Annotated in this window: 2 protein-coding genes; both read left to right on the top strand. The window is 60.3% G+C overall.

Annotated elements, in window-relative coordinates; genetic code table 11:
* Positions 1–588, top strand: a 588-nt coding sequence (locus BKH32_RS13075; protein ID WP_075250420.1) for a DUF6318 family protein, incomplete at its 5' end; no start/stop codon positions are given.
* Positions 589–806: 218 nt separating this feature from the next.
* Positions 807–1,251: zinc transporter (locus BKH32_RS13070; protein ID WP_256691997.1), on the top strand; the 445-nt coding region annotated here is incomplete at its 3' end.

The raw sequence follows: 1,251 nt of genomic DNA, 5'->3' as shown, positions 1-1,251 counted from the left end.
AAGGCTGAGGCCAGCGTGAGCGCCAGTGCCAGCGCGTCGGCGGCTATTGCCCGGGCCGAGAAGGGCATCGCTGACGCTAACGCCTCGGCGACCGCCTCCCGCGAAGCGGCCCTGACTCCCGAGCTGCGCGCCAAGCGCGACGCGGCCCTGGCCGAACCCGCACCAGCCAAGCCCTCCCAGATGAACGAGGAGAGCGCCGAAGGCGCAGCAGCCAGCGTCGGCTACTTCCTCGACCTCTACCGCTACGCCTTCATGACCGGCAACACCACCGAGTTCGCCGCCATGAGCGACGACCGCTGCAAATTCTGCAAGTCCACCATCGACGACGCCAACGACATTCACAGCAAAGGAGGATGGGCCGACAAATGGGATCAGGAAATTGTCGGCATGACTTACTACGAGAAACTAGAAGGCTACGAATACAACAGGGTCAAGGTCATCGTCAACTACGGAGCAATGGCCTCCTACTACGGAGACGGACAAAATCCAACCACATCCGACCCCTCCGAGGGGAAAGTACTGAATGTCGCGGTTCGATACAGCAATAAACGCTGGATGATAGGCACTGTCGAGGTGGAACACAAGTGAACACAAGGTCACAAGTTATCATAAACACCGTTGCATCGATTTTAATTGTGGTCTCACCCACCTCTATAGCGGACCACGACAACCAGCCTCCACCACAAACAGAAGTCGACTCCAGAAACATCCCCAATGGAAGTGAATTCTACGGCGAAGCAACTGAGCAAGTCACAGAAGGAGGATCTTCGGATTCTAGTGGTCCTCCGTCTCAGGAGCATCCGGCTGTGACGGCCTCGGATCCGTCGATGTGGGAGGAGCAGTCTCACCGGGAGTGCTCGCCTGAGAAGGACGCGTACGGGCTGGATAAGTACAAGTGCAACCTGGCCAACCTCCACCGCCCCACCCAACCCGACCAACCCACCAGCACCGGCGGTGGGCCTCGTACGGTCACGATCACCACTCGTCAGGCTGCGACGTTGATCGCTCAGGGGTCGGGTATCACGCGTCAGCCCCCGGGCCCGAAGGTCGTGATCTCCATGGCCTTCATCGTCTACACCAACCCCGCCGTGCGCTACCAGACCACCACCATCCTGGGCACTGCGATCGAGGTTGAGTTCACCCCCGTGTCCTACACCTGGAGCTGGGGAGACGGCACCACCACAACCACCACCGACCCCGGAGCCCCCTACCCCAACCAGACAGTCACCCACCACTACCAGCACACCGCCA

The organism is Actinomyces oris (assembly GCF_001929375.1).
Lineage (GTDB): Bacteria > Actinomycetota > Actinomycetes > Actinomycetales > Actinomycetaceae > Actinomyces > Actinomyces oris_B.
Note: the sequence above shows the minus strand (reverse complement) of the source record. Positions and strands in the feature narration are given on the sequence as shown.